This window comes from Stenotrophomonas sp. YJH_SMC_27, from assembly GCF_059369815.1.
Genome location: NZ_JCAFTA010000005.1, coordinates 1 through 25,711 on the forward strand (window position 1 = coordinate 1; position 25,711 = coordinate 25,711).

At 67.5% G+C, this 25,711-nt stretch carries 24 protein-coding genes; 18 read left to right on the forward strand and 6 right to left on the reverse strand.

The features are described from left to right. Nucleotides 1-312: 312 nt before the first annotated feature. A complete protein-coding gene (locus AC5P7R_RS09305; protein WP_019662173.1) occupies nt 313-2,376 on the reverse strand; it encodes a 3-hydroxyacyl-CoA dehydrogenase NAD-binding domain-containing protein in 2,064 nt (687 codons plus the stop codon). Nucleotides 2,377-2,611: 235 nt separating this feature from the next. Between AC5P7R_RS09305 and rpoE the strand changes: the two genes are divergently transcribed. The 9 genes from rpoE (at nt 2,612) to recO (ending at nt 11,262) form a co-directional block, all read left to right on the forward strand. After that, entirely contained in the window at nt 2,612-3,232 is a 621-nt protein-coding gene (gene rpoE, locus AC5P7R_RS09310; RefSeq protein ID WP_019662172.1) for an RNA polymerase sigma factor RpoE, read from the forward strand. Beyond that, complete coding sequence (locus AC5P7R_RS09315) at nt 3,229-4,110, forward strand: sigma-E factor negative regulatory protein (RefSeq protein ID WP_021203461.1); 882 nt, start codon at nt 3,229-3,231, stop codon at nt 4,108-4,110. The genes rpoE and AC5P7R_RS09315 overlap by 4 nt, the downstream gene beginning before the upstream one ends. A gap of 74 nt (nt 4,111-4,184) precedes the next feature. Next, nucleotides 4,185-5,717: a DegQ family serine endoprotease gene (locus AC5P7R_RS09320; RefSeq protein WP_019662170.1), complete on the forward strand. Its 1,533-nt coding sequence runs from the start codon at nt 4,185-4,187 to the stop codon at nt 5,715-5,717. Between the two features lie 180 nt (nt 5,718-5,897). Beyond that, entirely contained in the window at nt 5,898-7,691 is a 1,794-nt protein-coding gene (lepA, locus tag AC5P7R_RS09325) for a translation elongation factor 4 (protein WP_227854026.1), read from the forward strand. 54 nt (nt 7,692-7,745) lie between these two features. Further along, nucleotides 7,746-8,540, forward strand: a complete 795-nt coding sequence (gene lepB, locus AC5P7R_RS09330; RefSeq protein WP_021203460.1) for a signal peptidase I — start codon at nt 7,746-7,748, stop codon at nt 8,538-8,540. A gap of 37 nt (nt 8,541-8,577) precedes the next feature. Continuing rightward, nucleotides 8,578-8,961, forward strand: a complete 384-nt coding sequence (locus AC5P7R_RS09335; protein WP_010482821.1) for a DUF4845 domain-containing protein — start codon at nt 8,578-8,580, stop codon at nt 8,959-8,961. After that, a complete protein-coding gene (gene rnc / locus AC5P7R_RS09340) occupies nt 8,951-9,631 on the forward strand; it encodes a ribonuclease III (RefSeq protein ID WP_019662167.1) in 681 nt (226 codons plus the stop codon). The genes AC5P7R_RS09335 and rnc overlap by 11 nt, the downstream gene beginning before the upstream one ends. Continuing rightward, a complete protein-coding gene (gene era, locus AC5P7R_RS09345; RefSeq protein ID WP_019662166.1) occupies nt 9,628-10,524 on the forward strand; it encodes a GTPase Era in 897 nt (298 codons plus the stop codon). Before rnc ends, era begins: the two co-directional genes overlap by 4 nt. Before the next feature lie 18 nt (nt 10,525-10,542). Next, nucleotides 10,543-11,262, forward strand: coding sequence for a DNA repair protein RecO (gene recO, locus AC5P7R_RS09350; RefSeq protein ID WP_478435944.1), 720 nt, complete (start codon nt 10,543-10,545; stop codon nt 11,260-11,262). A gap of 517 nt (nt 11,263-11,779) precedes the next feature. Here the strand turns inward: recO and AC5P7R_RS09355 are convergent. Further along, complete coding sequence (locus AC5P7R_RS09355) at nt 11,780-12,508, reverse strand: response regulator (RefSeq protein WP_031270573.1); 729 nt, start codon at nt 12,506-12,508, stop codon at nt 11,780-11,782. Between the two features lie 127 nt (nt 12,509-12,635). Between AC5P7R_RS09355 and rlmD the strand changes: the two genes are divergently transcribed. The 9 genes from rlmD to AC5P7R_RS09400 all read left to right on the forward strand — a co-directional run bounded on the left by rlmD (nt 12,636) and on the right by AC5P7R_RS09400 (nt 19,921). After that, nucleotides 12,636-13,970, forward strand: a complete 1,335-nt coding sequence (gene rlmD / locus AC5P7R_RS09360; protein WP_031270572.1) for a 23S rRNA (uracil(1939)-C(5))-methyltransferase RlmD — start codon at nt 12,636-12,638, stop codon at nt 13,968-13,970. 34 nt (nt 13,971-14,004) lie between these two features. After that, on the forward strand, nt 14,005-14,490 hold the full coding sequence (locus tag AC5P7R_RS09365; RefSeq protein ID WP_031270571.1) for a CYTH domain-containing protein: 486 nt from the start codon (nt 14,005-14,007) through the stop codon (nt 14,488-14,490). A 113-nt stretch (nt 14,491-14,603) separates the two neighbouring features. Beyond that, a complete protein-coding gene (locus AC5P7R_RS09370; RefSeq protein WP_021204004.1) occupies nt 14,604-15,299 on the forward strand; it encodes a DsbA family oxidoreductase in 696 nt (231 codons plus the stop codon). A 115-nt stretch (nt 15,300-15,414) separates the two neighbouring features. Continuing rightward, the gene (gene nagZ / locus AC5P7R_RS09375; RefSeq protein ID WP_227854002.1) at nt 15,415-16,422 is read left to right on the forward strand and encodes a beta-N-acetylhexosaminidase; all 1,008 of its coding nucleotides are present in this window, start codon (nt 15,415-15,417) and stop codon (nt 16,420-16,422) included. Continuing rightward, on the forward strand, nt 16,422-16,976 hold the full coding sequence (locus tag AC5P7R_RS09380) for a hypoxanthine-guanine phosphoribosyltransferase (protein WP_021204002.1): 555 nt from the start codon (nt 16,422-16,424) through the stop codon (nt 16,974-16,976). Before nagZ ends, AC5P7R_RS09380 begins: the two co-directional genes overlap by 1 nt. Nucleotides 16,977-17,058: 82 nt before the next feature. After that, nucleotides 17,059-17,805: an S-methyl-5'-thioinosine phosphorylase gene (locus AC5P7R_RS09385; RefSeq protein ID WP_459390041.1), complete on the forward strand. Its 747-nt coding sequence runs from the start codon at nt 17,059-17,061 to the stop codon at nt 17,803-17,805. An 88-nt stretch (nt 17,806-17,893) separates the two neighbouring features. After that, complete coding sequence (locus tag AC5P7R_RS09390) at nt 17,894-18,100, forward strand: cold-shock protein (RefSeq protein ID WP_005410590.1); 207 nt, start codon at nt 17,894-17,896, stop codon at nt 18,098-18,100. A 102-nt stretch (nt 18,101-18,202) separates the two neighbouring features. Next, nucleotides 18,203-19,471, forward strand: a complete 1,269-nt coding sequence (locus AC5P7R_RS09395; protein WP_111098040.1) for an FAD-dependent oxidoreductase — start codon at nt 18,203-18,205, stop codon at nt 19,469-19,471. A 180-nt stretch (nt 19,472-19,651) separates the two neighbouring features. Continuing rightward, on the forward strand, nt 19,652-19,921 hold the full coding sequence (locus AC5P7R_RS09400; RefSeq protein WP_019662157.1) for a hypothetical protein: 270 nt from the start codon (nt 19,652-19,654) through the stop codon (nt 19,919-19,921). Between the two features lies 1 nt (nt 19,922). Here the strand turns inward: AC5P7R_RS09400 and pdeM are convergent, their stop codons facing one another. Genes pdeM through AC5P7R_RS09420 form a run of 4 tightly spaced genes read right to left on the reverse strand, consistent with a single transcriptional unit; the run spans nt 19,923 to nt 25,612 of the window. Then, nucleotides 19,923-20,564, reverse strand: coding sequence for a ligase-associated DNA damage response endonuclease PdeM (gene pdeM / locus AC5P7R_RS09405; RefSeq protein ID WP_021203999.1), 642 nt, complete (start codon nt 20,562-20,564; stop codon nt 19,923-19,925). Then, on the reverse strand, nt 20,554-23,013 hold the full coding sequence (locus tag AC5P7R_RS09410; RefSeq protein ID WP_021203998.1) for a ligase-associated DNA damage response DEXH box helicase: 2,460 nt from the start codon (nt 23,011-23,013) through the stop codon (nt 20,554-20,556). The genes pdeM and AC5P7R_RS09410 overlap by 11 nt, the downstream gene beginning before the upstream one ends. Then, entirely contained in the window at nt 23,010-24,617 is a 1,608-nt protein-coding gene (locus AC5P7R_RS09415) for an ATP-dependent DNA ligase (RefSeq protein ID WP_021203997.1), read from the reverse strand. Before AC5P7R_RS09415 ends, AC5P7R_RS09410 begins: the two co-directional genes overlap by 4 nt. Further along, nucleotides 24,614-25,612 (reverse strand): ligase-associated DNA damage response exonuclease, encoded by a 999-nt coding sequence (locus AC5P7R_RS09420; RefSeq protein WP_111098037.1) that lies wholly within the window; start codon nt 25,610-25,612, stop codon nt 24,614-24,616. Before AC5P7R_RS09420 ends, AC5P7R_RS09415 begins: the two co-directional genes overlap by 4 nt. Nucleotides 25,613-25,711: the final 99 nt, after the last annotated feature.

A 25,711-nucleotide genomic window follows, 5' to 3' on the forward strand; every position in this document is an offset into this window, starting at 1 on the left:
CCCGAGCGACTCGGCCAACTCCACGGCTTGGTGCTTGAACTCATCGGTATAGCTACGACGGGTGATACGGGACATAAGGGACCTCCAGGTGCGATCAAAGTATCGCTTCTTGGCGTCCGCTGACGGGGGGCCAGATCAGTCCGCGGCATGGATGCCGCGGCCAAGCCCCCAAGGACGGGTTTATGGCGTCCCCGCAACCCGACACCGCCCCGCCCAACAAACAGAAAAGCCAGAGCCGCTTTGGCTCTGGCTTCTGCTGTGGAACTTGACGTTGCCTCTGCGGGTGCCGGGCCGCAGGCCCGGCCGATAAACTCAGACCACCGGTTCGCGCAGGGCGGGGTTGTCCCAGCCCGGGCGCGGGGCGAAGCGGTCGCCATGCCGCTGCTGCAGCGCCTTCAACCGCTCGACGATCGCATCGGCACCCACCGCACGGATGTGCTGGATCGGGCCGCCACGGAACGGCGCGAAACCGGTACCGAAGATCACGCCCGCATCCAACAGGTCCGCATCGGCCACTACACCTTCGTGCAGGCACGCCACCGCCTCGTTCAACAGCGGCAGGATCAGGCGGTCCTCCAGATCGGCCGGGGCCTGGTAATCGCTGGCCACGTCCGGCTTCTTCGGCTTGCCGTTCTCCCAGGTGTAGATGCCCTGGCCATCCTTCTTGCCGCGCTTGTCCTGTTCCACCGTCTGCAGGGCCGCCGGAATCTGCAGGCCGAGGAACGGCGCCAGTTCGCGGCCCACGCCCGCAGCCACGTCCAGCCCCACGGTGTCGATCAGTTCGATCGGTCCCATCGGCATGCCGAACTTCACGGCGGCCTTGTCGATCACCGGGCCCGGAATGCCTTCGGCATACGCGGTGGCCGCTTCCAGCATGTAAGGGAACAGCACGCGGTTGACCAGGAAGCCCGGGCTGCCGGCCACCGGCACCGGGAACTTGCCCAGTGCCTTGCAGAACGCGGCCAGGCGGCGTTCGGTTTCCGGCGCCATGCCGTCGTGATGGATGATCTCCACCAACGGCATCTGCGCGACCGGGTTGAAATAGTGCAGGCCGGCGAACTGCGCCGGGCGCTGGATGTGATCGCGCAGTTCCACCAGCGGTATCGACGAAGTGTTGGTGGTCAGCAGCGCGTCCTGCTTCATCTTCGGTTCCAGCGTCTGGTACAGCGCACGCTTGGCCTCGGGGTTCTCGATGATGGCCTCGATCACCAGATCGGCTTCGGCCACGCCGTTGCCTTCCAGATCGGCACGCAGGCGCGCGGCCACGGCAGGGCGCTTGCTCTCGTCACGCACCTTCTTGGCGAACAGCGACTGCGCGCGCTCCATGGCCGGGTCGATGAAGCGCTGCTCACGGTCCTGCAGGGTCACGTCGAAGCCCTTGTAGGCGGCCCACGCGGCGATGTCGCCGCCCATCACGCCGGCGCCGACCACGTGCACGTGACGGATGCCGGAATCACCACCGCCCAGGCCCTTCAGTCGCTCGGTGAGGAAGAAGATGCGGATCAGGTTGCGCGCGGTCGGTGTACTGGCCAGCTTCACCACCGCGCGCCGCTCGGCGTCCAAACGCGCCTGGATCGGCTTGCCGCCACTGCGTTGCCAGGTGCTGATCAGCGCGTACGGCGCCGGGTACTGGTCCTTCTTCGCCTTGCGTGCGACCTGCTTGACCATCTGCGGCGCCAGCAGCCGGCGTGCCAGCCAGGTGTTGGTGGCCCAGGCCATCGCGCGCTGCTTGAACGGGCGGCTGGTGCCGGACAGCGCCAGCGCGACGGCGGTGTCGAGCACCACCGCCGGCGCCACCACCTTGTCGACCAGGCCGATCCCCCGCGCGGCCGAGGCCGACAGGGTGCGTCCGGTCAGCATCATGTCCATCGCCGCCGGTGCACCCACCAGTTGCGGCAGGCGGGCGCTGCCGCCCCAGCCCGGGAAGATGCCCAGCTGGGTTTCCGGCAGGCCGATGCGGGTGCTGCTGTCGTTGGAGGCCACGCGGTAGCGGCAGGCCAGCGCCAGTTCGGTGCCGCCTCCCAGGCAGTGGCCATGGATCGCCGCCACGGTCGGGCAGGGCAGTTCGGCCAGCTTCTGGTAGGTGGCCTGGCCACGCCGGATCGCGTCGTTGACAGTGCCGCGACGGTCGAACTCCTGGAACTCCTTCAGGTCGGCACCGGCAATGAAGCCGGCCTTCTTCAGCGACTGGATCACCACGCCCTTGGGCGGATCCAGCGCGATGCGCTCAAGCAGGTCGCCCAGCTCCAGCAGCACGTCCTGCGACATGGCGTTGACGCTGCTGTCCTGACGATCCAGGGAGAGAACCACCACGCCGTCGTCGCGGATCTCGGGGTGCCAGTGGCTGAAGCGGAGACCATCGAAGCCTGAGAGCATGGACGTTCCATCCGGTTGTGTATGGAGAAGCGGCTATGATCCAGAGGTTGTTTCCCCCGCGTCAAATCCCAATAGCAGGGGAGTGGCGCCCCCGGATCCATGGCCGTGGACCGGGACGCTAACGGAACGGTGGTTAAAAGCTGGTGCGGCGCCAGGTGATCGGCGACTGAACTTTTCCCGGGATTGGCAGTCTCATTGCCCGACGTCGGTTGGGCTGACAGGAGTGCGGCCCCTCATGGCCGAGGTTGATACACCACAGGAGCTGGATCTGGAACTGGTCCGGCGCGTGCAGCACGGCGAGAGTGCCGCCTTCGATGTCCTGGTGCGCAAGTACCAGCATCGGGTGGTGGCCCTGGTCGGTCGCTACATCGCCGACTGGAGCGAATGTCAGGACGTCGCCCAGGACACTTTCATCCGCGCCTACCGCGCGATCGGGAGTTTCCGTGGCGACGCCCAGTTCTCAACCTGGTTGCATCGAATCGCCGTGAATACCGCCAAAAACTACCTGGCTTCACACAATCGACGGCCGCCGACCGATGACATCGACATCGGCGACGCCGAACAGTTCGACACCGGTACCCGCCTGCGCGACACCGACACGCCCGAACGCGAGTTGATGCGCCAGGAGCTGGAACAGACGGTAATGAAGGCCGTCAACGCGCTGCCGGAAGAACTCCGGTCGGCAATCACCCTGCGCGAGGTGGAAGGCCTGAGCTACGAGGATATCGCGCAGAAGATGGGGTGCCCGATCGGCACGGTGCGTTCACGGATCTTCCGGGCGCGCGAGGCGATCGACACCGAACTCCGGCCGCTGCTGGACATCGGCAGCGCCACCCGTGAGAAGAGCCGCGTATGACCAGTAAACCGTTCAACGAATCGCAGAACCACCAATCGCCCGCCGGACAGCGCCTGGACCAGCGCCATCGCGAGCAGCTGTCGGCCCTGGTCGATGGTGAGCTGGGCGCCGACGAAGCGCGCTTCCTGCTGCGCCGGATGGAGCACGACCCCGAGCTGGCCGGATGCCAGGAACGCTGGCAGCTGCTGGGCGACGTGATGCGCGGGCAGGCGTCGGCGCTGGCGCCGGCCGGCTTCAGCGCGGCCGTGGCCGCCGCGATCGCGGCCGAACCGGCGCCGCAGGTCGAGCCGCGTCGCCAGGTACGCCGCAGTGGCTGGCGGGCCTGGGGCGGCGGCGCCGCCCTGGCCGCGTCGGTGGCCGCCGTCGCGCTGTTCATCGGCGGCGAGAAGCTGAAGGAGGCCACGCCGGGTGAACCGCTGGCGCCGCAGGTGATCGCCAGCCAGGCGGAGCTGGCGCCGGCGCCCACCGCGCCGGCCCCGGTGACCGAGGCTTCGGTGGATACGGCCGCGATGGCCGTGGCTGCTGCGCCGGCTGTGGCGATGGCCGCTTCCAGCCGTCGTCAGGACGCCCGCCGTGCCAGCGCCACGCGTACCCAGCAGGCTGCGCGTGCCGCCCAGCGCGACGAGGCCCCGCAACGGGCCGTCGCCGCAGCGCCGGCGCCGTTGACCCCGACCGTGCCGGCCAACGCCAGCCGCAACCTGCCGTTCGGCGAGGTGGGCGGACTGCAGGCCCGGCCGTGGCCGCGCTCCAGCCTGGCGCCCGCTGCCGGTGGCGCACTCAATGCCAGCTTCCCGGCCCATGCCGGCGGCGCGGCGTTCTATCCGTTCGAGCCGCGCCTGCAGGACGACCTGCCGGTGCCGCCGCGCCCGCGCGACTGAGCCGGGCGCTTTCACGCCCCGCCGCCGGCGGGGTCCGTATTCCTCTTTCCATCCGATCCGGAGGTTGCCGTCCGATGACTCCCCGACTCCGCACGCAGGCCATGGGTCTGCTGGCCCTGACCCTTCCCCTGGTGGCCTGCGCACAGGCCCCCGCGCCTGCCGCGCAGACCCAGCCTGCGCCAGCTGCAGCAGCGCGGGCACCGGCGCAGCCGCTGGTCAGCGGCCTGCCCGACTTCACCAATCTGGTCGAACAGGTCGGCCCGGGCGTGGTCAACGTCGACACCACCATCGTCCGCAACAACCGCCAGGTCGCCCGCGGCCCGATGGGCGACGATGACATGCCGGAGTTCTTCCGCCGCTTCTTCGGCCCGGACTTCCCGATGCCCGGGCAGGGGCCGGGTGGGCCGGATGGCGGCCCCAGCATCAAGGGCCGTGGCATGGGCTCGGGCTTCATCATCTCGCCCGATGGCTATGTACTGACCAACTACCACGTGGTGGCCGATGCCAGCGAGGTGAAGGTCAAGCTGGGCGACCGCCGTGAGTTCACCGCGAAAGTGGTGGGCAGCGACCAGCAGTACGACGTCGCGTTGTTGAAGATCGACGGCAAGAACCTGCCGACCGTGCGCGTTGGCGACTCCAACTCCCTCAAGCCGGGCCAATGGGTGGTCGCGATCGGCTCGCCGTTCGGCCTCGATCACTCGGTCACTGCCGGCGTGGTCAGCGCCCTTGGCCGCAGCACCGGCGGGCCGGACCAGCGCTACGTGCCCTTCATCCAGACCGACGTGGCGATCAACCAGGGCAACTCCGGTGGCCCGCTGCTGAACACGCGTGGCGAAGTGGTCGGCATCAACTCGCAGATCTTCTCTGCTTCGGGCGGCTACATGGGCATCAGCTTCGCGATCCCGATCGACCTGGCGATGAGCGCGGTCGAGCAGATCAAGAAGACCGGCAAAGTCACCCGTGGCCAGCTCGGCGCGGTGGTGCAGGAAATCGACGGCCTGAAAGCGCAGGCGATGGGCCTGCCGGACAGCCGCGGCGCCCTGGTCAACCAGATCGTGCCGGACTCGGCTGCAGCCCGGGCCGGGGTGAAGATCGGCGATGTGATCCGTTCGGTGAACGGCGCGCCGGTCAACAGCTGGTCCGACCTGCCCCCGCTGATCGGCGCGATGGCACCGGGCAGCCGGGTCACCCTGGGCGTGATCCGCGATGGCAAGCCGCGCGACCTCAGCGCCACCCTGACCGCACTGACCGAAGATGCGCAGGCCAGTTCGCGTGGCCCGGCTGCCGGCAACAGCGATGCGGCTCCACAGGCCGGCGCCAACGCCCTGCTGGGGCTGGACGTCAGTGACCTGACCGCGCCGCAGCGCAAGCAGCTGGGCCTGGAATCGGGCGAGGGCGTGCGCATCACCGGGGTCAAGGGCCAGGGCGCCCGCGATGCGGGCCTGTCTCCGGGCATGGTGATCCTGCAGGTAGCCAGCACCCAGGTCGGCAGCGTGGACGCGCTGAACCGTGCGCTGTCCAGCTACAAGAAGGGCGACGTAGTGATGCTGCTGGTGCGCACCGGCAGCGGCAACAGCGCGTTCGTAGCGGTCAAGGCTGGCCAATAAGGCCGGTGCAGGGCCGCCCCGGCGGCCACGTGGTTCCCCCGAAGCCCCGCCCCGGCGGGGCTTCGGGCATTCCGGGCCCGGCTCGATGAGGCCGTTTTCGCGGGCGGGCGCCGGGCATGCGATAATCGACCGTTACCCTGACGACGCCGCGCGCCGCCGCCACCTATGTCTTCTGATTCGATGCGGAACATCCGCAACTTCTCCATCATCGCCCATGTCGACCACGGCAAGTCCACGCTGGCCGACCGCATCATCCAGCTCTGTGGTGGCCTGCAGGCCCGCGAGATGGAAGCGCAGGTGCTCGACTCCAACCCGATCGAGCGCGAGCGTGGCATCACGATCAAGGCGCAGTCGGTGTCGCTGCCGTACCTGGCCAAGGACGGGCAGACCTACCACCTGAACTTCATCGACACCCCCGGCCACGTCGACTTCTCCTATGAAGTCAGCCGCTCGCTGGCCGCCTGCGAAGGCGCGCTGCTTGTGGTCGATGCCGCCCAGGGCGTGGAAGCGCAGTCGGTGGCCAACTGCTACACCGCGGTGGAGCAGGGCCTGGAAGTGGTGCCGGTGATCAACAAGATCGACCTGCCCACCGCCGACATCGAGCGCGCCAAGGCCGAGATCGAGGCCGTGATCGGCATCGACGCCTCCGACGCGGTGCCGGTCAGCGCCAAGACCGGCTTGAACGTGCAGGATGTGCTGGAAGCGATCGTGCACCGCATCCCGGCGCCGGCGCCGCGCGACACCGACAAGCTGCAGGCGCTGATCATCGATTCGTGGTTCGACAATTACCTGGGCGTGGTGTCGCTGGTGCGCGTGATGCAGGGCGAGATCAAGGCCGGTGACAAGCTGCAGGTGATGTCCACCGGCCGCAACCACCAGGTCGACAACGTTGGCGTGTTCACCCCGAAGCGCAAGGTGCTGCCGGCGCTGAAGGCCGGTGAAGTGGGTTGGGTCACCGCCAGCATCAAGGACGTGCACGGTGCGCCGGTCGGCGACACGCTGACCCTGGCCGGCGACCCGGCCCCGAAGCCGCTGCCGGGCTTCCAGGAAATGCAGCCGCGCGTGTTCGCCGGCCTGTTCCCGGTCGACGCCGAGGACTACCCGGACCTGCGCGAAGCGCTGGACAAGCTACGCCTGAACGACGCCGCGCTGCGTTTCGAGCCGGAAAGCTCCGAGGCGATGGGCTTCGGCTTCCGCTGCGGCTTCCTGGGCATGCTGCACATGGAGATCGTGCAGGAGCGCCTGGAGCGCGAATACAACCTGGACCTGATCAGCACCGCGCCGACGGTGGTGTACGAGGTCCTGAAGACCGATGGCTCGATCATCAACATGGACAATCCGGCCAAGCTGCCGCCGGTGAACCAGGTCGAGGAGATCCGCGAGCCGATCATCCGTGCCAACGTGCTCACTCCCGAGGAGTACATCGGCAACATCATCAAGCTATGCGAAGAAAAGCGCGGCAGCCAGATCGGCATCAATTACCTGGGCAGCCAGGTGCAGATCAGCTATGAATTGCCGATGGCCGAGGTGGTGCTGGACTTCTTCGACAAGCTGAAGTCGGTCAGCCGTGGCTATGCCTCGCTGGACTACCACTTCGTGCGCTTCGACGCGGGCCCGTTCGTGCGCGTGGACGTGCTGATCAACGGTGACAAGGTCGATGCCCTGTCGCTGATCGTGCACCGCAGCCATGCCGACCGCCGCGGCCGCGAGCTGTGCGAAAAGATGAAGGACCTGATCCCGCGCCAGATGTTCGACGTGGCCATCCAGGCCGCCGTTGGCTCGCAGATCATCGCCCGCACCACGGTCAAGGCCATGCGCAAGAACGTGCTGGCCAAGTGCTATGGTGGCGACGTTTCGCGCAAGAAGAAGCTTCTGGAAAAGCAGAAGGAAGGCAAGAAGCGCATGAAGCAGGTCGGCCGCGTGGAGATCCCGCAGGAAGCGTTCCTGGCCGTGCTGCAGATGGACAACAAGTAAGCCCGCACCGGCCCTGCGGGGCCGGTCGTCTGGTGACGTTGCAAAGGACCCTGAATGAAACTGTTTGAGATCCTCCTGGTCGTGCTGACCCTGGCCTCGGGCCTGATCCTGCTTGCGGACAAGCTGTACCTCGCCAAGCGTCGCGCCCAGCGCGCGGGCCTGCTCGATTCCGAGCCGGTGCTGGTGGATTACTCGCGTGCGTTCTTCCCGGTGCTGGCGATCGTGCTGGTCGTGCGCAGCTTCATTGCGGAGCCGTACAAGATTCCATCCAGTTCGATGATGCCGAACCTGCTGATCGGCGATTTCATCCTGGTCAACAAGTTCTCCTATGGCCTGCGCCTGCCGATCAGCAACACCAAGATCGTGCCGTTTGGCGAGCCGTCGCGTGGTGACGTGGTGGTGTTCCACTTCCCCGGCCATGGCGAGAACGATCCGGCCAAGGGCGAGAACTTCATCAAGCGCGTGATCGGCGTGCCGGGTGACACCGTGGTCTTCGAAGGCGACGGCGTGATCCTCAACGGCGAGCCGCTGAAGTATGACAACAAGGGTATCTACGCCGGCCACAAGGGCCAGGGCGAGGGCGCCAACCTGCTGCTCGAGCACCTGCCGGGCCGCAGCCACACGGTGCTGGAGACCGACTATCCGCGCGGCCAGGGCCAGTGGACCGTGCCGGCCGGCAAGTACCTGGTGATGGGCGACAACCGCGACAACAGCGATGACGGCCGGTTCTGGGGCCTGCTGCCGGAAGAAAACCTGCGCGGCAAGGCGTTCCTGATCTGGCTGAACTGCCAGGGCTGGTTGTGCAAGGATGGCTTCGAGCCGTCGCGGATCGGCTCGAGCATCAACTGAGTACCTTCACATCCAACGCGTATCTGGGGAGAACGCAATGAAGACGATGAACACGCAGCGTGGCATGACCTTGACCTCGTTCCTGACGGTCCTGATCGTGGTGGGCTTCTTCCTCTACATCGGCATGAAGCTGTTCCCGATGTATCAGGAGTACTACGCTGTGCGCTCGGCGATGAAGAGCCTGGCCAACGAGCCGGGCGTGGGCAGCATGGAGCCGGCGCGCATCCAGGACCTGTTCTTCAAGCGCCTGTACATCAACTACTCGGACAACGTGAAGCCGGCCAACGTGAAGTTCGACCGTCGCGACAATGGCTGGACCCTCAAGGTCAACTACGAAGTGCGCCGTCAGCTGATCGGCAACCTCGATGTGGTTGGCAAATTCGATTCTTCCCAGGACCTGACACGAAGCGGTGCCCAGTAAATTCATCCAACGTGGCGACCTGATCGGTCATGCCTTCAGCGACCCGGCGCTGCTCAAGCAGGCGCTGACGCATCGCAGTGCCGGTGCGCCGCACAATGAGCGGCTGGAGTTCCTTGGCGACAGCATCGTCAACATGATGGCGGCCGAGGCGTTGTACCGGCGCTGGCCCAAGGCCGACGAAGGGGCGATGACCCGTGCCCGCGCAGAGCTGGTGCGTGAAGGCGCACTTGCGGTGATCGGGCGCAGCCTGGAACTGGGCGAGCGGCTGACCTTGGGCCCGGGCGAAATGAAGTCCGGTGGTCATCGCCGCGACTCGATCCTGGCCGATGCGGTGGAAGCCGTGGTGGCTGCGATCTACCTGGATGCCGGCTTCGAGGCCTGCCGGGCAGTGGTGCTGCCCTGGTTCAGTGCTTCGATCGAGGCGCTGCCGGCCTCGGGCCGGCCTGAGAAGGATCCCAAGACCCGCCTGCAGGAATGGCTGCAGGCCCGACAGAAGGCGTTGCCGCAGTACGAGCTGGTGTCAGAATCCGGTGACGACCACGCCAAGCACTTCCGGGTACGCTGCAACGTAGCCGACCCGGCCGCCAGCACCGAGGGCGAAGGCGCCTCGCGGCGGCTTGCCGAACAACAGGCGGCTGCGGCCGTCCTAGAACAACTGGATTCCAAGTGAGCGAACAAACTTCCCATCATTGCGGCAGCGTGGCCGTCATCGGCCGCCCGAACGTGGGCAAATCGACCCTGACCAATGCCCTGGTCGGCGCCAAGGTCAGCATCGTTTCCAACCGCCCGCAGACCACGCGCCATCGCCTGCTGGGCATCGCCACCTATCCGGAAGGACAGCTGGTGCTGGTCGACACCCCCGGCCTGCACAAGGTGCAGAAGCGGGCGATGAACCGGGTGATGAACCGCGCTGCGCGCGGCTCGCTGGAAGGCGTCGACGCCGGCCTGCTGGTGATCGAAGCCGGCCGCTGGGATGAAGAGGACAGCCTGGCTTTCAATGTGCTGCGCGACGCTGGCATTCCGGTGGTGCTGGTGGTCAACAAGATCGATCGCCTGAAGGAGAAGGGCGCGCTGCTGCCGTTCCTGCAGCAGGTGACCGAAGGTCGCGACTTCGCCGCCGTGCATCCGATCTCCGCGCAGAAGCGCAACGGCCTGGAAGCGCTGGTGCGCGATGTGCTGAAGCTGCTGCCGGAAGCCCCGCCAATGTTCGGCGAGGACGAGATCACCGACCGCAGCCAGCGTTTCCTGGCCGGTGAACTGGTGCGCGAGCAGCTGATGCGCCAGCTCGGCGAGGAACTGCCGTATGCCACCACGGTGGAAATCGAGCGTTTCACCGAAGATGGCAACCTGCTGCGCATCGGTGCGGTTATCTGGGTCGAACGTGAAGGCCAGAAGGCGATCGTGATCGGCAAGGGTGGCACCCGGCTGAAGGAGATCGGCGCCAAGTCCCGCCTGCAGATGGAACGTTTGTTCGGGGCCAAGGTGTTCCTGGAGACCTGGGTGCGCGTGCGTGAAGGCTGGTCCGACGACGAGGCCGCACTGAAGGCCTTCGGTTACGAGTAAGTCGTTGCGGTCGCTTCGATGCTGATCGAGGACGACACCGGCTTCGTGCTGCATGCACGGGCCTACCGCGAGACCAGCCTGCTGGTCGAAGTGCTGAGCGCGCAGCATGGCCGTATCGGCCTGCTCGCGCGTGGTGTGTCAACCGCCAAGGGCCAGGTGCTGCGCGCTGCCCTGCAGCCATTGCAATGGATCCGCTTCAGTGCCCAGCAGCGCGGTGAACTGGCCCAGCTGCGCGGTGCCGAGGCGCTGGATGCCGCGCCACGCCTGGTCGGCCAGGCGATGTTGGCCGGCTTCTACCTGAGTGAACTGACCCTGCGCCTGGCCCCGCGCCAGGACCCGCTGCCCGGGTTGTACCTGGCCTACGGCGAGGCACGTGCGCGGCTGGCCGTGGGCGCCGGCCTGGCCTGGACCCTGCGTCGCTTCGAACGCGAGCTGCTGTCCGCGCTGGGCCTGGGTTTCGATCTGGACAGCGCGAGCGACGGCCGGCCGATCGACCCGGCCGCGCGCTACGAACTGGACCCGCAGGAAGGCGCGCAGCGCCTGCTGAGCGAGCGCGGTGGGGAACGCCGGGCGGCGGCCACTGGCTCGGCGCTGCTGGCGTTGGCGGCCGACGAAGAACCCCATGCCGCCGATCTGGCCAGCCTGCGCCTGCCGATGCGGCGGGTGCTGGCCCATCACCTCGGGCCGCGCGGCCTGAAGTCCTGGGAAATGCTCGAGCAGCTCGCACCCCGCAGGTAGGGGGTGTTCGGCAGGGCTTGCAGCCCTGCACCTGCCGAATCAACGGCAACGTCAAAAGCTGGCTACTCGTGGGTAGGCGGGGTGGGTCCGGTTGCGGGAGACGCCGTAAACCCATCCCTGGGGGCTTGGCCGCGGCATCCATGCCGCGGACACTCCCGCAACCGGACCCACCCCGCCTTCGACAGTTTTCCGCGAGCTGTCGGAATGGCAATGGGGTCAGATCCGTTTTCCTTCGGAAAACGGATCTGACCCCCAGTTTGAATTTCGATATCTGACAGAAATTCATCCACGCATGGCGTGGATCTACCCGATCGCGGCAAACTGTCAGAGGTGGGGCGGTGTCGGAGTGCGGGGTGTCAGCCGCATGGATGCGGCTGCCAAGCCCCCATGGACGGGTTTACGGCGTCCCCGCACTCCGACACCGCCCCGCCACCCCACGGAATGCCAGCTGTTGCTGTTGCTGTTGCCTTGGCTTGAAGCCTCTGCAGGTGCAGGGCGCAGCCCTGCCGACCAACCCTCAATGCAGCAGGGCCGCCACCGCCGCGCGGAACCCATCCTGGGCCTGCCCGGACTCCGGCGCATGATGCAGCTGGCGCACCGCCCGGGCCAAGCGTGCCGCGCCCACGAACCCACAGCTCGCCTGCAACCGGTGCAACTGGCTGCGCAGCTGACGCTCATCATGCTGGTCCACCGCCTGCTCGACCGCGTCACGCACCCCCGGCAGCTCGGCCAGGAACAGTTCGCGCAGGGCGATCAAGTGGTTGCGCTGGCCATTGAGCGCGGCCAGTGCCGCTGTCTCGTCCCAGTCCTGCACCTGCAGCTCGACCGCTGCCGGGGCCGGGGCAACGGAGATCCCCGCCGGGCTGTTCACCAGTGCGCGGCGCACCGCCTTCAGCAACTGGTCGCGGCCCAGAGGCTTGACCAGGGTGTCGCTGAAGCCAGCTTCGCGCAGGCGGGCATGGATGGACGTGTCACCGTCAGCGGTATGTGCCAACGCCGGGGTGTCGGGATGTGAACGGCGCAGTTCGCGCAGCAGCTGCGCGCCATTGCCGTCCGGCAGGTTGACGTCGATCAGCCACAGGTCGTGCGCGCCGGGTTCGGCGCTGGCCAAAGCGCTGGCCAGCGAATCTGCGGTGTCCACATCCGCCGGTAACGTTTCCAACGCCGCCTTGAAAAAACCGCGGCTGATGATGTCGTCCTCGACAAGCAGGAAGCGGGGCCGGCTGGCCCGCGGGGTCATCTGCATCAGGGCTGCCTCCATGTCAGCTGCTGCAATCATCAAGCACGGCGGCGGCGGGCGCAAGCGGGTCCGGACCCTGCCGGTCAGGATCTGCGACAATACGCCCCCATTTTTGCCCGCAGCCTGTTGCCACGTGGCCCGATCCCGCTCCCGCATCGACCGTACCCCGTTCCAGACCGAAATCCTCGACCTCAGCCATGATGGTCGCGGCGTCGCCCGCCGTGAAGGCGAGGGCGGCAAGGTCACCTTCGTCAGCGGTGCCCTGCCGGGTGAGGTGGTGACGGCCGAACAGACGGCCCGCAGCCGCCATTTCGACGAAGCGCGCACTCTGGAAGTTCTGCAGGCCTCGCCGCAGCGCGTGACCCCGAAGTGCCCGCATTTCGGCACCTGCGCCGGCTGCGTGCTGCAGCACCTGGACGAAGACCAGCAGATCGTCGCCAAGCAGCGCGTGCTGATGGACAACCTGGAGCGGATCGGCCATGTGAAGCCGGGCACCGTGCTTGCGCCGCTGGTCGGCGACAGCTGGGGTTACCGTCGCAAGGGCCGCTTCTCCGTGCGCCGGGTCGAGAAGAAGGACAAGACCCTGGTCGGCTTCCGTGAACAGGATCCGCGTTTCGTCGCCGACCTCAGCCAGTGCCTGACCGTGATCCCGGAGATCGGCACCAAGGTCGAGGCGCTGTCCACCTTCATCGAATCGCTCGATGGCAAGCGCGATATCCCGCAGATTGAGTTCATCGCCGGCGACCAGGCCGTGGTCCTGACCGTGCGCCACCTGCAGCCACTCAGCGATGCGGACCGTGCGGCCTGGGCTGCCTTCGGCCAGCAGCATGGCTTCGTGATCTACCTGCAGTCCGGTGGCGTGGACACCGTGCAGCCGCTGGACGGGCAGGGTGTGCCCCTGTCGTTCCGGCTGGCGCCCTGGGATGTGGAACTGGCATTCCGCCCGCTGGACTTCATCCAGGTCAACGCCAAGCTCAACGAAAAGATGATCGCCCATGCCCTGGATCTGCTGGAGCCGGGTGAGGACGAGCGCGTGCTGGACCTGTTCTGCGGCCTGGGCAATTTCACTCTGCCGCTGGCCCGCCGCGTGCGCGAGGTCGTTGGCGTGGAAGGCGATGCCGGCCTCGTCGCGCGCGCCCGTGAGAATGCTGAGCGCAATGGCCTGGCCAACGCCCAGTTCTTCAGCGCCGACCTGACCCAGGACCAGCGCAGCACGGCGTGGATGCGCCAGGGCTTCGACAAGCTGCTGCTGGATCCGCCGCGCTCGGGCGCGATCGAAGTGCTGCAGCAGCTGCCGCTGAAGCAGTTCAAGCGCATTGTCTACGTGAGCTGCCACCCGGGCTCGCTGGCACGCGATGCCGGCTATCTGGTCAACGAACAGGGCTTCACCCTGGTCAGCGCCGGTGCCATGGACATGTTCCCGCACACCGCGCACGTGGAAAGCATCGCAGTATTCGAGAAGCGCTGAGCAGGTGTCATCACCCGTGGCGCATAATTGCGCCATGGGCATCGAAATCGAACGCAAATTCCTGGTCAGCAGCGATGGCTGGCGCACCGCCGCGCATCGGGTGATCCCGATGGCGCAGGGCTACATCAACGACATGGGCGCGCTCGACCGCGGCACCCAGAACGCCTCGGTGCGCGTGCGCATCGAAGGCGACCACGCCGCGCTGAACCTGAAGTCGCGCACCCTCGGCCATACCCGCCAGGAGTTCGACTACCCGATCCCGGTGGAGGACGCGCGCGCACTGCTGGCGCTGTGCGTCGGCGGCCTGATCGACAAGCGCCGCCATCTGGTCGAACACGCCGGCCTGACCTGGGAAGTGGATGAGTTCCTCGGTGACAACGCCGGCCTGGTGGTGGCTGAAGTCGAGCTGGAAAGCGCCGACCAAGCCATCGACCTGCCGGACTGGGTCGGTGCCGAAGTGACCGATGACGCCCGTTACTACAACGTTGCCCTGGCCAGCCGCCCGTATTCAGAGTGGTGAACCCCAAAAAGGGGGACGGAGGGGATTAAGTCGTCTTTACCCCGCCTGTGCAGAAAGCGACTTAATCCCCTCCGTCCCCTTTTATCGAGGAAGGGGGGCCCCATGTGGTGGGGATGAGAATCGACATCTATTCCGACGTGGTCTGCCCCTGGTGCTGGATCGGCAAGCATCGTTTCCAGCAGGGCGTGCAGTTGCTGGGCGAGCACGCGCCTGATCTTGATATCCACTGGCAGCCGTTCCAGCTGGACCCGGATGCGGACGACACCCCGGTGCCGCTGCGCGAGGCCTATTCGCGGAAGTTTGGGGGCGTCGAGCGCACCGAGCAGATCCTCGGCCAGACCCAGACCACCGCGCGCGCGGAGGGGCTTCCGATGGATTTCAACCAGGGCCAGGTGCGGGTGACCACGCTGCCGGCGCACCGAGTGCTGTGGCTGGCCGGCGAGCACGGCGTGCAGGATGCGGTCAGCGAGGCGCTGTTCCGCGCCCACTTCGAACATGGCCAGAACCTGGCCGACAACGCTGTACTGGTGAAGGCCGGCGTGGCTGGCGGCCTGGACGGTGGCGAAATCGCGCAGATGCTGGCCTCGGACCGTGGCTTGGCCGAGGTCGAGGCCAAGCTCGGCCAAGCCCACGCGCTGGGCATTTCCTCCGTGCCGACCTTTGTCATCGACGGGAAGTGGGCGATCTCCGGGGCGCAGCCGCCAGAAGGCTTTGCCAACGCGCTGCGCCAGATCGCGGCCGAACAGGGGCCCCCGGCCGCCCCGGCTGGCGACGACGAGGCCTGCGGCCCGGACGGCTGCAGGGTCTGAGCAGACCGGGGCAGAGCCCCCGCGTTTCCCTTTTCCCCTTGACCACTGCGCCTGTCGGCCGGTTCTGCGACAATGCGGCACTGCGCCATGCGGGCGCGCGTTGTGGAGATCAACCATGCTGCTGATCGGCGTTGCTGGCACCGAACTGACCACCCAGGAACGTGACTGGCTGCAGCACGATGCCGTGGCCGGGGTGGTGCTGTTCAAGCGCAACTTCGCCTCGCGCCAGCAGGTAACCGATCTGAGCGCGGCGATCCGCGCCGCTGCGCCGCGCCCGCAGCTGATCTGCGTGGACCAGGAAGGCGGGCGCGTACAGCGCTTCCGCGAAGGTTACAGTGATCTGCCGCCACTGCAGGACATCGGTGCCCTGTACGCCACCGACCCGCAGCAGGCCCTGTCGCTGGCCGAGCAGCACGCCTGGCTGATGGCCAGTGAAGTCCGCGCCAGCGGGCTGGACCTCAGCTTCGCCCCGGTGGTCGATCTTGGCCGCGGCAACCGCGCCATCGGCAACCGCGCCTTCAGTGAAGACCCGCAGGTGGTTGCGGCGTTCACCGCAGCCTATGTGCGCGGCATGCATGCGGTCGGCATGGCCGCCACGCTCAAGCATTTCCCCGGCCACGGCACCGTGCTGGAAGACACCCACGTGGATACCGCGATCGACCCGCGCGCGCTGGACGAGCTGCGCGCGCAGGACCTGGTGCCATTCCAGGCCGGCATCGCCGCCGGTGCCGACGCGGTGATGATGGCGCACGTGATCTACCCGCAGATTGCGCCTGAACCGGCTGGCTATTCGCCGCGCTGGATCCAGGACATCCTGCGTGGCGAGCTCGGCTTCCGCGGCGTGGTGTTCTCCGATGACATCGGCATGGCCGCCTCGCACAGTGCCGGTGGCGTGCCCGCGCGCGTGCACGCACACCTGGACGCCGGCTGCGACGTGGTGCTGATCTGCCACCCGGAGCTGGTTGATGAAGCCCTGCACGCGGTGCAGGGGCGCTCCCTCAATACTGCTGCGCTGCTGGGCCTGCTCGGCCGCGGCGCGCTTGGCTGGGATGGCCTGCTGGCCGATGCCCGCCATGGCCACACCCAATCCCGTCTGATTGAAACCCTTGGAAGAACCGTCTGATGCCCAACCTCACCATTTCCCAGGCCCTGGCCCAGGCTGACCTGCTGGTCGACCGCCCCACCATCGACAAGGCCATCGCTGGTATCGCCGACGCCATCGCGCGCGATTACAGGGGCGAGGTGCCACTGTTCCTGTCAATCATGCACGGCGCGCTGCCGTTCGCCGGCCAGCTGGCGCTGGAGCTGGGCGCGCGCGGCCAGGACGTGCAGTTCGATTACCTGCACGCCACCCGTTACCGCGGCGAAACCACCGGCGGCGACCTGGTCTGGAAGCACAAGCCGGCGACCTCGCTGTTCGGCCGCCGCGTGTTGCTGGTCGACGATATCCTGGACGAGGGCTACACCCTGCAGGGCGTGCGCACCTGGTGCCTGGAACAGGGCGCGACCGACGTGCGCATCGCCGCGATGACGGTGAAGAAGCACGACCGCGCGCTGCCGGACGTGACCGCCGACTACGCCGGCATCGAACTGCCGGACCGCTACGTGTTCGGCTTCGGCATGGACGTCAATGAAACCCTGCGCTGCGTGCCGGCCATCTACGCGATGAAGGAATAACGGCGCAGCCGCCCGCGGCGCGTCTTCTTCTGCCGCCGGCATCCTCGGGTGCCGGCGTTGGTCTTTTCATGGAGTGCTTTGAATGCAACAGATCGCCCTGGCCGTGATCGGCGGTACCGGTGTCTACAACCTGGCCAAGCTTGACGACGTGCAGACCCACGAGGTCGACACCCGCTTCGGCCGCCCGTCCGGCCCGGTACGCGTCGGTACGCTGCTTGGACACCGCGTGGCGTTCCTGGCGCGGCATGGCGAGGGCCATTCGCTGCCGCCGCACAAGATCAACTACCGCGCCAACCTGGCCGCACTGCAGCAACTGGGCGCGCAGCGCGTGCTGGCGTTGAACACGGTGGGAGGCATCACCGAACACTTTGGTCCGCGCGTGCTGGCCTGCCCGGATCAGATCATCGACTACACCTGGGGCCGCATCAGCACGATCTGTGAAGAAGAAGGCACCGACGTGGTCCACGTCGATTTCGGCCACCCCTATACGCCGGTGCTGCGCAGCAAGATCCTGGCCGCTGCGAAAGTGACCGGTGTCACGGTCCATGACGGCGGCTGCTACGGCGCAACGCAGGGCCCGCGCCTGGAAACCATCGCCGAGATCGCCCGCATGCGCCGCGACGGCTGCGATCTGGTGGGCATGACCGGGATGCCGGAAGCCGCACTGGCACGGGAGCTGGGGCTGGATTACGCCTGCCTGGCGATCATCGCCAACTGGGCTGCCGGCTGTGGCGATGGTGAAGAGATCACGATGGCTGAAGTACTTGCCAACGTGCAGGCCGCCAGCAACGGACTTCCGGAACTGGTAGGTGAATTGGCACGGGGGTGATTGTCTTCGCCGAGCAAGCTTTGCATACTCAGCTTGTGCGCGGGTTCAGCGTACACCACCCATTCATTGCATAAGGTCTCGCATCACCATGCCGAACGGTACCGTCAAGTGGTTCAACGACGCCAAGGGATTTGGCTTCATCTCGCCGGAGGATGGCAGCGCCGACGTGTTCGCGCACTTCTCCGCCATCAACTCCAAGGGCTTCCGCAGCCTGCAGGAAGGCCAGCGTGTCACCTATGACGTGACCCAGGGCCCGAAGGGTGCCCAGGCTTCGAACATCACGCCGGCCGAGTGATCCACTCGACAGTGCGTTGAAAACCCCGCTCCGGCGGGGTTTTTTTTGCGCGGCATGCTCGCGGCCCGTTCGCGATCCACCCACCTCGGGCACAATGCGCCCATGAAGGAACGACTGCGCATCGCCGTGATCGGCTACGGCACCGCTGGACAGGCAGTGTCCATCCTGCTCACCCGTGACGGCCACGAGGTGGAGATCTTCGAACGCGTGCCCACGCCGGGACCGGTTGGCGCCGGCTTCCTGCTGCAGCCCAGCGGCCTGCAGGTACTGTGGCAGATGGGCCTGCTTGATTCCGTGCGTGCACATGCCGCGCCGGTGCATCGCCTGTATGGCGACACGCCGTGCGAGCGCGCGGTGATGGACATGGCCTATGCCGGGCTGGATGCACGCCTGCATGGGCTGGGCATGCAGCGCGGGGCGCTGTTTTCGCTGCTGGACCAGGCCCGCGATGGCGCCGGCCAGCTGCATGTCGGCACCACCATCGTTTCCGTCGACGCCGCACAGGGGCGTTTGCGCGACAGCGAGGGGCGCCAGCACGGACCGTTCGACCTTGTGGTGGCTGCCGATGGTGCAGCTTCAACGCTGCGCGGCGGCGTCGAGCGGGGCATCGCGCTGGACAGGGTTTACCCGTGGGGCGCGCTGTGGTGCCTGCTGCCGGCCGAGGACTGGCCGCACATGAGCGAGCTGCGCCAGCGCTACGTGGCCGCGCGCAAGATGATCGGGCTGCTGCCGGTCGGTACCCGCCCCGGTGATGACATGCCGCGCCTGAGCTTCTTCTGGAGCCTGCCACGCGCCGATTTCGATCGGTGGCAGGCCGAAGGTATGGCGCCCTGGCTGGATGAACTGCATGCGCTGTGGCCGCAGGCCAGTGCGCGCTTCGCCCATCTGCGCGATGCCGGCCAGATGGCGCGCGCCGTTTACCGTGATGCGGTGATGACACGTTGGCACCAAGGCCGCATGGTGCTGGCCGGTGATGCGGCGCATGCGATGAGCCCACAGCTGGGGCAGGGTGTGAACATGGCGTTGCTCGATGCGCTGGCACTGCGCGATGCCGTGCGCAGCCATGGCGGCAGTGCGGCGGCATTGCAGGCCTACCAAGCGCAGCGGCGCGCACATGTGGCCGTGTACCAGCGCTGGAGCCGCTGGCTGACGCCACTGTTCCAGTCCGACCGCGACGCTTGGGCGAAAGCGCGTGATGTGCTGCTTGGCCCGATGGGGCGCCTGCCCGGTGGCCGTGGGCATATGCTGCGCATACTCAGTGGCACGCAGCATGGCTGGCTTGGCTCGCTCCAACTGGACCCGGCATTCGTCAACGAACTGGGCACGTCGATGGCAATGCCTCCCAGCAACGCGATCACGGCCAGTGCGTGAGGCGCGTCGTCACGTGAATTAACGGCTGCGTCACTACAGATATGCGAGAAGTGGGTTGCACGCGATTGCGCGTCGCCCGTTTTCCTTTCCGTGATCGACATCGCGCGTGGCCCGGGCGGCGCTGCCGTTGCGGCCTGTTGCGGCCCGGACGCGCCGCCTGTTGTTGAAGAGGAGGACGCCATGTTGTTCGCGGTCGAGGAGCTGGAATCGGAAATCTGCAAGCTGCGTGGTCTGCTGCAGATGCTGCACGAGGACCAGCCCGACGTACTGGAGGACGTGTTTGAATTCCATGTGGGCAGCCTGATCAGCCACGCGTCGCCGGAACACCATGCACGCATCCGCGCCTGCGCGCAGGAAATGCTGGCGAGGATCCAGGCCTTGCCGCGGCGGCGTGAAGGGGATACGCCCGAGTTCCAGTTGATGCCGCAGCTGGAGATCCGCCCCGCCTGATTCACGTCACGGGCAGTTCGACCAGGCTGCCCTCGACGCAGGCCACCCTCTGCTCGCCGGGAGCGGGAACAGGCACGATTCCCGCAGTGAACGCAGAGAAGGCCGGCAGGACCGTCATCCCGTCACGCAGCCAGAATACGGGGAAGCGCCGACGCAACGGCGGCAGGGCGACCTGCGGATGCAGATGCCCAGCGATCACATGCCGTCCTGCATCGGCCACTGGCTCATGGCGAAGCATGAACGGATGCAGGTGTGCTTCATCGTGGATCTGTACCAGTAGCTGGGCGTGCGGCAGGTGGCGGTCGTGATTTCCGCGCAGGACATGCACGTCCAGCGCCGCGTTGCGTTCGCGCCACGCCAACCATTGCTGGTACCACGCGGCGCGATGCGCCGGTCCATGCAGGATGTCGCCCAGGATCCACAGCTCGCGGCATGCATACCTGTCCAGCAGCGCCTGCAGGCGATTGAGGTCTTCCCCGGTGCCACCACTGGGGAGCGCGATGCCGGCACGGCGGAATACGTCGGCCTTGCCCAAGTGCAGGTCGGCGATCAACAGCGCCTGCCGTGTGGGCCAGTACAGCGCGCGCTCGCCAAGCAGCACAAGCGATTCGCCCGCGCGCAGCAGCAGCAGTTCATCGGCCATGGCGGCGCTCCAGCTGCTTGGCCGCGCGTTGCACGCGGGTACGCCAGTCCTCGTTGCTGAACTGCCCACGCAGGCGTTCGGCCCACAGCGGGAAGCCCAGGGGCGTCAGCGACGCCGGGCATTGCACCGACAGCGCCTGCGTGCCGATCCTTGCCAGTACCTGCCGCAAGCCCGGCAGGTCAAGGCTGTCGTGCAGCACTTCGCGTTCGGCCAACGCCAGCAGCAGATGGCCCGGATCGTGCTCGCGCAGTACATCGAAGAGCAGGCCCGCCGACGCCTGCAACTGCCGCAGCGATCGCGGCATGCCACCGGGCAGGCTGGGCACCAGCAGGCCGGCCACACGTGCGATGCCGCGGAACTGGCGCCGCGCCAGCTCGCCCAGGTTCACTGCGGCACGCAGATCATCCAGCAGCTGATCGGGGGTGAACAATGCTCGCCATTGCGCTGCGTCCAGATCGATCGCCTGGGCCGGTGCCAGCACCAGGCCATGGTCGTTCACCGCGTAGCCGATGCTGTTGCGCTGCAGGCGGGTACAGCGCAAGGCCAGCAGGGCGGCCAGCGCCTCATGCACGTGGCGGCCGGCAAAGGGATAGACGAACAGGAACTGGCCTTCGCGACGCCGCACCTGTTCCACCAGCAGGTGGTCCGGGCCGGGAAGCGCCGACAACTGTTGCTGCAGTGCCAGCAAGGGCGACAGCCAGCGTGATTCGGCACTGTTGTCGGCGCCGGACAGTACCCACTCCAGCTCGCGACCGAGTGGCATCGACAGCGGCAACTGGCCTCCCTGCCAGCGTGGCACGACGCCGTCTCCGCGCCCTCGTGCCAACCGCACGAAGGCGGTCATGTCGCGCAGCTGCACCAGCTCCAGCAGGCGCCCGGCGAACTGGAAACGATCGCCACGTCGCAGCCGGCTGGCGAACTGCTCCTCCACGGCGCCCAGGCTGCCGCCGCGCAGGAACTGCACGCGCACGCTGCCATCGCTGCTGATGGTGCCGATCGAAAGCCGATGACGCAGCGCCTGGCGGCGGTCATGCATGCGGTACCACCCATCGGCATCACGCACGACCTTGTGGAAATCGGGGTACTGGGCCAAGGCCTGCCCGCCCTGCACGATGAACGTGAGCACGGCCTGCCATTGGTCGTTGCCGAGCGACGCGAAGGCATGGGTACGCCGGACCTGTTCCAGCAGCGCAGTGCTGTCGAAGCCGCCCGCCAGCGCACGGCTGACCGCGTGCTGGGCCAGCACATCCAGCGACAGCGTCGGCGGCCTGCGCGCTTCGACCACGCCTTCAGCCAATGCACGGCGCACCGCAGCGTACTCGGCCAGTTCCAGCGCATGGCTGGGCACGCACAGGATGGCGCCGCTGGCACCCGGGCGGTGGCGTGCGCGTCCGGCGCGCTGGCGCAGGCGCGCCACGCCCTTCGGGCTGCCCAGCTGCAGGACCTGTTCTACTTCGGGGAAGTCCACGCCGAGGTCAAGGCTGGAAGTGGCAACCACGCAGCGCAGCGCGCCCGCGCGCAGTCCGTCTTCCACCTGCTGGCGCAGGGCCGGATCCAGCGAGCCGTGGTGCAGCGCAAGCGTGTCCAGTTCCTCCGGCCACACCGCGGCCAGCGCCTGATGCCACAGTTCTGCCTGTGCACGGGTGTTGGTGAACAGCAGGCTGCTGCGTGCCTGCATCAGCGCCTCCAGCACGCGTGGCAGCTGTGCCAGGCCCAGATGCCCCGCCCATGGGAAGCGTTCGCCGGGGTCTGGCAGCAGGCTGCGCACGCTGAGTGTGCGCGGCCGTACGCCCTGCACGATCGGTGCTTCCGGTTGACCGGGCAGCAGCACGTCGCGCGCCTCCTGCAGATTGCCCAGCGTGGCCGACAGACCCCACAGCTGCAATGCCGGCCTGGCATCGCGCAACACCGCCAGGTTCAACTGCAGCAGGACGCCGCGCTTGTTGCCCAGCAGTTCGTGCCATTCATCCACCACCACGCAGCGCAGCTGGCGCATGCGCGGCAGCGTGTCGGGATAGCTCAACAACAGCGCCAGCGATTCGGGCGTGGTCACCAGTACGTCGACGCGGCCCTCGCGCGCCTGTCGTCGTTCGCGGTTGCTGGCGTCGCCACTACGCAGGCCGACACGCCATCCCAGCCCCAGCCCATCGACCACGTCCTGCAGTGCGCGTGCGGTATCACTGGCCAACGCGCGCAAGGGCGTCACCCACAGCACCTGCAGTGGGCGCACCGCGCTGGCCCGACGGGGCAAGGGCGGCGGATCGATCATGGCCTGCAGCAGGGGCCCGCCGAACATCGCCAGTGTCTTGCCGCTGCCCGTGGGCGTATGCAGCAACCCGGATTCGCCCGCCAGGTAGTGGCGCCACATTGCGCGCTGGAACGGCAGTGAGCGCCAGCCTCTGGACGCAAACCAGTCTTCCAGCCGGCGCAGCGCTTGGCTGCGGGTCATCGCGCCAGCGCCTTCAGGCTGGCCAGCTGATCGGCCTCGCTGGCGGGCTTGTCGTGGCGCCAGCGCAGGATGCGCGGGAAGCGCACGGCGATGCCGGACTTGTGCCGGCTGCTGCGGTTGACTGCTTCAAAGCCCAGCTCGAACACCTGTTCGGCGCGTACGCTGCGCACCGGCCCGAAGCGCTCGCGGGTGTTGGCGCGGATCCAGCGGTCGAGCGCGAGGATCTCCTTGTCGTCCAGGCCGGAATACGCCTTGGCCACCGGCACCAGCGTGTCGCCGTCCCACACGCCAAAGGTGTAGTCGGTGTACAGCGTGCTGCGTCGGCCGTGCCCGGCCTGTGCGTACAGCAGCACCGCGTCTATCGTGAGTGGATCGACCTTCCATTTCCACCAGTCGCCGCGTCGTCGCCCCGCTTGGTAGGAGGACGTGCGCCGCTTCAGCATCAACCCCTCCACACCGCGTTCGCGCGCCACATCGCGCATCGTCGCGGCCTGCGGCCAGTCGCCGGCGGCAACGTCGGGCGACAGCTGGATGCGCGCATCGCCCAGTGCACCGACGACCTCGGTGAGCCGCGCGCGCCGTTGCTGCAATGGAAGTTCGCGCAGGTCCGCGCCATCGAGTTCCAGCAGGTCGTAGGCGAGCACGCGCACCGGCGTGTTGCGCAGGGTGGCCGCGCCGGGTTTGCGGCGCTGGATGCGGGTCTGCAGCGCGGTGAAGGCACGTGGCAGGTCCGCGGCTTCGTCCCAGGCCAGCAGCTCGCCATCCAGCACGCAGCCATCGGGAAGCGCCATCGCCGCCTGTTCGATTTCGGGGAAGCGACCATCCAGCCGCTCTTCGCCACGTGACCACAAGGCGACCTCGCCGCGCCGGCGCAGCAGCTGCACGCGGATGCCATCCCACTTCCATTCCAGCAGCCAGTCGTCGATCGCACCGAGTCGTTCGGCAGGGCTGCCCTCCAGTGGCGAGGCGAGGAAAAAGGGGTAGGGCTGCTGCCGGTCGAGCGGCAGCTCATCCGGCGACAGCAGCTGGGCCAGCAGCCCGGGCGAGGGCACCCACTCGCCCAGCATGCGCTGGGCGATGCGGGCAATATCCAGGCCGGACCACTCGGCCAGCGCCTGCTGCACCAGCCGTTGCGAGACGCCAACGCGCAGGGCTCCGGTCAGCAGCTTGTTGAACACCAGGCGTTCGCTGCTGCACAGCTGCCGCCAGCCGGCGACGACCGCCGCACGGCGCACCGCCTCGGGTTGGTTGGCCACCGCCAGCAGGTGCTGTTCGATCCATTCGGCCAGGGGGCGGTCAGGCGAGGGGTTTGGTGGGTCGTCCAGCAGCAGGGTCAGCGTTTCGGCCAGGTCACCGACCTGCGCATAGCTGTCGTCCACCAGCCACGGTGGCAACCCTGATTCCTCGGCGATCCAGGCGCGCAGTTCGCCACTGGCGGCGATCTTCCGGCGTGCGCCGCCCACCTTGCCACCACTGAGGAGGTACAGCGCCCACGCCGCATCGTGCGCGCCTGCCTGGCCGAAGTAATCGACCAGTGCCGCTCGCTTGTCCAGCGTGGCAGTGCTGCGGTCCAGGCGTTGGTAGAGCGCTGCGAAGGCTTTCATTCCTCGCTCCCGAAACCGGTACGGAAGGCTTCGGCAGCCACGCCGCGCTCACGCAGGTAGGGAATCAGCGCATCGGTATTGCCATGGGTGGCGATCACCCGCTGCGCGCCGGTCTGTTCGATCGTCGTCAGCAGTGCTGGCCAATCGGCGTGATCGGAAATGACGAAGCCACGATCGACGTTGCGTCGGCGCCGGTTACCGCGCAATTGCATCCAGCCCGAGGCGAAGCCCAGCTGGTGGCGCCCGAAGCGGCGCATCCAGGGCGTGCCCGCAGCCGAGGGCGGGGCGAGGATCAACTGGCCGGCGGCATCGGGTTGACGGCCCTGTTCGGCCACGGTGAGCGTCTCCAGCATCGGTACGCCGGCCTGCCGGTACACCGCTACGCCATTGGCGATGGCGCCATGCAGCCAGGCCGGGCGATCATCCAGCGGCCGCAGCTCGGCCAGCACCCGTTGTGCCTTGCCCAGTGCATAGCACAGCAGGATCGCCGCCTCGCCGCGCTGTTCGCATTCGCGGCGCCACGCCACGATCTCCGCAGCGACTGCCGGCGTGTCCGGCCAGCGGTAGATCGGCAGGGCGAAGGTTGCCTCGGTGATGAACGTATCGCAGGGCACCACTTCGAACGGCGCGCAGGTCGGGTCTGGCTGGCGCTTGTAGTCGCCGGAGGCCACCCAGACCTGCCGCCCGTCGTCGATGCGCACCTGCGAGGACCCCAGCACGTGGCCGGCTGGATGCAGTGATACCTGCACCCGGCCCAGGCGGAACGGGGTGCCCTCGGCATGCGCCTGCACCGGCACGTCGCCCAGGCGCCAACGCAGGATCGGCAGGCTGCCGTCGCTGCAGTGGTATTCGCCCATGCCCGGGCGAGCATGGTCACCGTGGCCATGGGTGATGACCGCGCGCGGCACCGGCCGCCAGGGATCGATGTGGAAGTCGCCCGCAGCGCAGTACAGCCCCTCCGGTCGCAACACCACCAGATCGTCATTGCTTGCCATGCCATCACTGTGGCCTGCGGCTCGTGCACGGGGTGAGAACCGGCCTGAACACGGGCTTGGCAGGTCATGCGGCACAATCGGGCCGCACACTTCTTGCCG